Origin of the sequence: Streptomyces sp. NPDC058092, from assembly GCF_042884935.1 — a bacterium.
In the GTDB taxonomy this organism is placed as follows: Bacteria; Actinomycetota; Actinomycetes; order Streptomycetales; family Streptomycetaceae; genus Streptomyces.
On record NZ_JBHVSY010000058.1, the window covers coordinates 1 to 5,942 of the forward strand.

A 5,942-nucleotide genomic window follows, 5' to 3' on the forward strand; every position below is an offset into this window, starting at 1 on the left:
TACGACGGGACGAGGCAGAGGTGGGGTGGTGCGGAACGCTCATGCGGACTTCGCCTTCCGAGAAGTGCCGAGAATGAGGGAGCGTTCCTGCGGTGGACTGCCATGGGCGGATGGCTGAAAAGGGTCCGGTCGCCAGATGTTCACGACGCGGTGGGCAGGCGTCGGAAGCGGACCGGAAGGGGTAAATCGCCGGTGACGGGTGAGTGTCACCGGGGTTGGCAGGGAACCTACGGCGGGATATGCCGATCGGTCAAGACCCGAATCCGTCGGAATGTGACGTGCCGGCGTCGGATGCGGCGTCCTCCGCGTCGTCGATCCAGCCCAGCGAGCGGCTGATCCGCCGTGCCGCGTCCCGTACCTGGCCACCCAGCTCCTGGTACCGCCAGGCCGGCAGACCGAGCTTGAGGCCGGTGATGGAGACGGCCCCGGCGCACGTGGAACGGTCGTCGAAGACCGGCGCGCCGATGCAGATGATGCCCTCGGCGTCCTCCTCGTCGTCCAGGGCGTAGCCGACCCGGGCGATGTCGCGCAGATGCGACAGGAAGGTGGCCGGGTCGGTGATCGTGCGGGACGTGCGCCGGGGCAGCCCGAAGCGTTCGACGATCGCGGCGGCCTCGCTCTGCGGCATCGCGGAGAGCAGCGCCTTGCCCAGGCCCGTGCAGTGCGGCAGCTCGCGCTGGCCCATCCGCAGATCGAGCCGGACGCGCTGGTCGAGCTCGACCTGGTCCACGACGACCGCATGGCCGTCCTCGGGCACGGCGAGCCTGGATGCCATGCCGGTGGTCCGGGTGAGCTCGCGCAGGACGGGGTGGGCGACCCCGCGCAGGGACACCTGGGAGCGGGCCCGGTCGCCGAGCCGGGCCAGGCTCATGCCGAGCCGGTAACGGCGGTTCATGCCCTCGCCGTCGTCGGAGACGAGGCCGTAGGCACGCAGGGTCTGGAGCATGCCGAAGGCGGCACTCTTGGAGATGGAGCAGGCCTGGCCGACCTCCGTGACGCTCAGGCCGTTCCCCTGTGCGGGGGCGGCGAGCGCTTCGAGGATGTCCGCTGCCCTGGCCACGCTCTTGACCCAGTACTTCGGTTCTTCTGGGGCAGCACTGTTCGTCATAGCAGAACAGCCTAGTGCCTTCGGGGAGGCCGGGAGGCGCTTTCTCCGTGAAGAAAGCCGGGGAATCGGGTTTATCGAGCCGGAAAGGGGGTTGACCGGCCTAGGTGACGCACGTAATATCCAGGCACTGTTCTGCTCTACAGAACAGCGTTCAGAAAAAGTGAAACGCACCACCCGAGCACCACGGATCACCCTCTTCCTGCGGCGACTGCCGGGCGGATGGCGCCAGGGACTCACAGGCCGGGCAGGGCCTGCGAAAACCGACGACTCTCGACGCAAGGAGCAAGCGATATGAGTTCAGGCCCGGTAGGCAACGAATCCGGAGCCCGACTCGCCGAGCGCGCCCGCAAGGTCGTACCCGGCGGCGTGAACAGCGGTCAGCGCAGCGTTCCCGGACTGACCGACCTGGTCGTCACCGGGACCGACGGCGCACGGTTCCGTACCGCCGACGGACGCGAGTACACCGACTTCCACTCGGCGTTCGGCCCGCCGCTGCTCGGACACAACGACCCCGACGTGGCCCGCGCCACCGCCGAGGCCGGCGCCACCCTCGGCCACATGGGCGTCGGCGTCACGGAGGGCGAGGTCCTCCTCGCCGAACAGCTCACCGAGCTGATCCCGTCGATCGAGAAGGTGCTGCTCACCAGCACCGGCAGCGAGGCCACGTTCCACGCGCTGCGCGTCTCCCGGGCCGCCACCGGCCGCCGCCTGGTCGTCAAGTTCCAGGGCTGCTACCACGGCTGGCACGACGCGGTCAGCCTCAACGTCATCTCCGCCCCCGAGAAGGTCGGCACCCACGACCCGATCTCGACCGGCATCCTGCCCGAGGTCCTCGAAGCCACCCTCGTCCTGCCCTTCAACGACAGCGAGGCCGTCCGCCGCACCTTCGCCGAGCACGGCTCCGACATCGCCGCCGTCATCGTCGAGCCCGTCCCGCACAACGTCGGCGCGCTCCTGCCGTACCAGGAGTTCCTCACCACGCTGCGCGAGGAGACCACCAGGGCCGGCAGCGTCCTGATCTTCGACGAGGTCATCACCGGCTTCCGCCACGACATCGGCGGCTGGCAGAAGATCTCCGGCGTCACCCCCGACCTCACCACCCTCGGCAAGGCCATCGCCAACGGCGCCCCCGTCGGCGCGATCGGCGGCCGCGCCGACCTGATGGACCTCTTCTCCACCCGCCCCGGCGCCCCCGCCTTCTTCGCCGGTACGTACAACGGCCACCCGTCCGTCGTCGCCGCCGCCCTCGCCACCCTGCGCAAGCTCCGCGAGGAGCCGGTCCACGAGCACGTCTTCCGGCTCGGCGACCGTGTCCGTTCCGAACTGACCGGACTGTACGAGCGCCTAGGCGTCCCCGCCGTCGTCACCGGCTACGGCTCCGTCTTCGTCAGCTACTTCATGCCGGGCGAGACCCCCCGTACCTACGCGGACCTGCTGAACAACGACGCCTCGCTGTTCGTCGGCTACCGCCGCAAACTCCTCGACCACGGCCTGTTCGAGCTGCCGCTCAACCTCAAGCGCAGCCACATCAGCTACGCCCACACCGACGCCGACGTGGACCGCCTGATCGAGGGCACCGAGGCCGCGGTCGAGGCGGTCCTCGCCGACGGCGGCGCCCGCGACCTGGAGAACACCTCCACCATGGGCGGAGCGACCCGCTGATGCTCACCGTCAACCGCACCCGCCCCGCGGGCCCCGCCGGACGGATCACCCGGGTCGAGACCCTGATACTCGGAACCTCCTGGCGCGACTTCGGCTACGTCCGGGTGCACACCGACGAGGGCCTGTCCGGCGTCGGGGAGATCACCCACCCCTACCGGGTCCGCGAGGTCTGCGCACTCACCGAGGCACTGGCACAGCGCCACCTCGTCGGCGCCGACCCCTTCGACATCGAGGAGCTCTGGCTCCGCGTCTACCAGGGCGACTTCCTGCGCGGCGGCGACATGGGCGGCATCGCCCTGTCCGGCCTCGACCAGGCGATGTACGACCTGATGGGCAAGGCGCTCGGCGTCCCCGCCTACCGGCTGACCGGCGGCGCCTGCCGGGACGACGTACGCGTGTACGCCAACGGCTGGTACACCGGCGAACGCGAGCCCGAGACCTTCGCGGCCAAGGCGAAGGAGACCGTGGCGAAGGGCTTCACCGCCCTCAAGTTCGACCCCTTCGGCCCCGGCCTGCACGAGCTGGAGCGCGCCGAACTGCGCCGCTCCGTCGACCTGGTGGCCGCCGTCCGCGAGGCCATCGGGCCGGACGTCGACCTGTTCATCGAGGGTCACGCCCGGTTCGCCATGCCGACCGCCGCCCGCCTGGTGCGGGAGCTGGAGCCGTTCGACATCGGCTGGTTCGAGGAGCCGATGCCCTGGACCCACATCGAGCGCTACGCGGAACTGCGGCAGCGCGCCGCGTTCCCCATCTCCGGCGGCGAGCACTTCCACAACCGCTACGAGTACAAGCAGCTCTTCGCCACGAACGCGGTCGACATCATCCAGCCCGACCTCTCCATGGCCGGCGGCTTCACCGAGGTCAGGAAGCTCGCCGCGACTGCCGATACCCACGGCATGCTCGTGGCCCCGCACAACTCCAACTCGCCGCTCTGCACCACCGTCTCGGTGCACGCGACGCTCGGCATCCCCAACTTCAAGATCCTCGAAACCTTCGACGGACTCCTGGAGGACCACGTCTTCGACGCGCTCAAAGGCACCCTCCCGATCGTCGACGGCCGCATCGGCCTGCCGACCGCCCCGGGACTCGGTGTCGAGCTCGTCGACGAGGTCTTCGAGGAACACCCGCCCAGCCACCGCTTCTGGAACATGTTCGCGGACGGCTGGGAGAAGCGGAACCGGACATGATCGTCGACGTCCACTCGCATCTCTTCCGGCACAGCCACGACTTCACCGACCCGTTCAGGTCCGACTCCGCCCGCGCCCACGCGGGTGAGGTCGACCTCACGGTGAAGTGGGAGGAGTACGCCGCCACGGCCCCCGGGGGCACCCGCACGATCGTCGTCGGGGGCAAGGCGCGGCGCAGCGGCCTCTGGGTCGACGACGCGGCCGTCGCCTCGTACGCCGGACAGCACCCCGACCGGCTGATCGGCTACCTGTCCCTGGACCCCACCCAGCCCGGCTGGCAGGACGAACTCCGCTACGGCCACCAGGAACTGGGCCTGCGCGGCATCAAGCTGATGCCGATGTACGCGGGCTTCGACCCGGCCGCCGAGGAGTACGACGAGCTGTACACGTACGCGGAACGGCACGGCCTCCCGCTCCTCGTGCACACCGGCACGACCTTCGTGTCGAGCGCGCCCCTGGAGTGGGCGATGCCCCGCCACCTGGACGCCGTCGCCATCCGCCACCCCGAACTGCGGATGGTCCTCGCCCACCTCGGCCACCCCTTCGAGGGCGAGTGCATCGCGGTCATCCGCAAGCACCCGCATGTGTACGCGGACATCAGCGCCCTGCACTACCGGCCCTTCCAGCTCTGGCACAGCCTCCGGCTCGTCCAGGACTACGGGGTCTTCGACAAGCTGATGTTCGGCAGCGACTACCCGTTCACGACGGTCGACGACTCGGTGAAGGGGCTGCGGGAGATCGCCCGCATCCCCGGCATCCCCGGACTGCCGCCGCTCGACGTGGACGCGGTGGAGGAGATCATCCACCGGCCGTCGCTGGATCTGCTGGGCCTGAACGGCTGACCCCGCCGTCCCCACGAACCTGCCGGCCCGCGCCCGGGTCAACCCCCTGTCCGAGGGCGCCGGCCGGCAGCCGGGCCGCCGCGCTCCCACCCCAGTGTCCCTGCGCGGCGGCCCGGACCCTCCGGCGGATCAGGGCCGGACCCGCCGCACCCTTCTCCGTACCTCTCCGCCTGGAGGAACCCCCGCCATGACCGCAGCCGTCCCGCCCCGCGGAACCGACCGCTTCGACCTGACCGGCCGCACCGCGGTCGTGACCGGAGCCGCCCGCGGTCTCGGCCGGTCCTTCGCCGTCGGGCTCGCCGAGGCCGGCGCCGACCTGGTCCTCGTCGACCTGCCCGGTGCCGACGGCGTCGCCGAGACCGCCGCGGCGATCGAGGCGCTCGGCCGCCGGGTCCGCACCTACGGACAGGACCTCGCGGACATCGAGGCGCTGCCCGGCTTCGTCGACGCCGTGCGCGCCGAGGCCGGACCGCTGCACATCCTGGTCAACAACGCGGGAACGGCGGCGCTGGAACGCTTCAACGAGATCACCCCGGCGAGCTGGTCGCACATCATGCGGGTCAATGTCGACGCCGTCTTCTTCCTCAGCCAGCGCGTCGCCGAGCACATGACGGCCGACTCCGTCGCCGGCCGCATCATCACCATCACGTCGAAGAACGCCCTGGTGGCGGAGGCGGGCCTGGCCCACTACAACGCCTCCAAGGCCGCCGCGCAACTGCTCACCGAGACCCTGGCGGTCGAACTCGCCCCGCACGGCATCACCGCCAACACCCTCGCCCCCGGCATGGTCGAGACGCCCATCGACGGCGCATTCCCCTTCGACCGGGAGGCCTTCGAATCCGCGTACCGCGAGCGGATCCCGCTCGGCCGGTACGCACAGCCCGACGAATGCGTGGGCGCACTGCTGCTGCTCGCCTCGGACGCCGGGGCGTACCTCACCGGGGCACGCATCGTCGTCGACGGGGGAGTGCTGGCCGACCAGATGCCGCGGATGCGCTTCATGCCGCCGTACCGCAACACGATCTGACCGCGACCGACCGGCAGTCGGTCCTCATCGAGTACGCATCGACACCGCGAGGAGTACCTCCGCCATGTCCGTCAATGCACCGTCCCCAGCCTCGTCCACCGCCTCGTCCCGTCGTG

Annotated in this window: 5 protein-coding genes; 4 read left to right on the top strand and 1 reads right to left on the bottom strand. The window is 70.3% G+C overall.

The genetic code is table 11. The features are described 5' to 3' along the window. Positions 1-250 precede the first annotated feature (250 nt). Complete coding sequence (locus ACFVV1_RS40535) at positions 251-1,108, bottom strand: IclR family transcriptional regulator (protein WP_390000601.1); 858 nt, start codon at positions 1,106-1,108, stop codon at positions 251-253. Positions 1,109-1,399: 291 nt separating this feature from the next. Between ACFVV1_RS40535 and ACFVV1_RS40540 the strand changes: the two genes are divergently transcribed. From ACFVV1_RS40540 to ACFVV1_RS40555, 4 genes are all read left to right on the top strand, one after another. After that, positions 1,400-2,770 carry an aspartate aminotransferase family protein gene (locus ACFVV1_RS40540; RefSeq protein ID WP_390000603.1) on the top strand — a complete coding sequence of 457 codons (1,371 nt, stop codon included), beginning with the start codon at positions 1,400-1,402 and terminating at the stop codon, positions 2,768-2,770. Continuing rightward, on the top strand, positions 2,770-3,957 hold the full coding sequence (locus ACFVV1_RS40545; protein ID WP_390000606.1) for a mandelate racemase/muconate lactonizing enzyme family protein: 1,188 nt from the start codon (positions 2,770-2,772) through the stop codon (positions 3,955-3,957). The genes ACFVV1_RS40540 and ACFVV1_RS40545 overlap by 1 nt, the downstream gene beginning before the upstream one ends. After that, a complete protein-coding gene (locus ACFVV1_RS40550) occupies positions 3,954-4,799 on the top strand; it encodes an amidohydrolase family protein (RefSeq protein WP_390000609.1) in 846 nt (281 codons plus the stop codon). Before ACFVV1_RS40545 ends, ACFVV1_RS40550 begins: the two co-directional genes overlap by 4 nt. 187 nt (positions 4,800-4,986) lie before the next feature. Next, the gene (locus ACFVV1_RS40555; RefSeq protein ID WP_390000612.1) at positions 4,987-5,826 is read left to right on the top strand and encodes an SDR family NAD(P)-dependent oxidoreductase; all 840 of its coding nucleotides are present in this window, start codon (positions 4,987-4,989) and stop codon (positions 5,824-5,826) included. Positions 5,827-5,942: the final 116 nt, after the last annotated feature.

Bases quoted from the DNA above. Each gene is read 5' to 3' on its own strand.
- ACFVV1_RS40555 (WP_390000612.1), top strand. From the start codon at position 4,987: ATGACCGCAGCCGTCCCGCCCCGCGGAACCGACCGCTTCGACCTGACC.
- ACFVV1_RS40550 (WP_390000609.1), top strand. From the start codon at position 3,954: ATGATCGTCGACGTCCACTCGCATCTCTTCCGGCACAGCCACGACTTC.
- ACFVV1_RS40535 (WP_390000601.1), bottom strand. From the start codon at position 1,108: ATGACGAACAGTGCTGCCCCAGAAGAACCGAAGTACTGGGTCAAGAGC.
- ACFVV1_RS40545 (WP_390000606.1), top strand. From the start codon at position 2,770: ATGCTCACCGTCAACCGCACCCGCCCCGCGGGCCCCGCCGGACGGATC.
- ACFVV1_RS40540 (WP_390000603.1), top strand. From the start codon at position 1,400: ATGAGTTCAGGCCCGGTAGGCAACGAATCCGGAGCCCGACTCGCCGAG.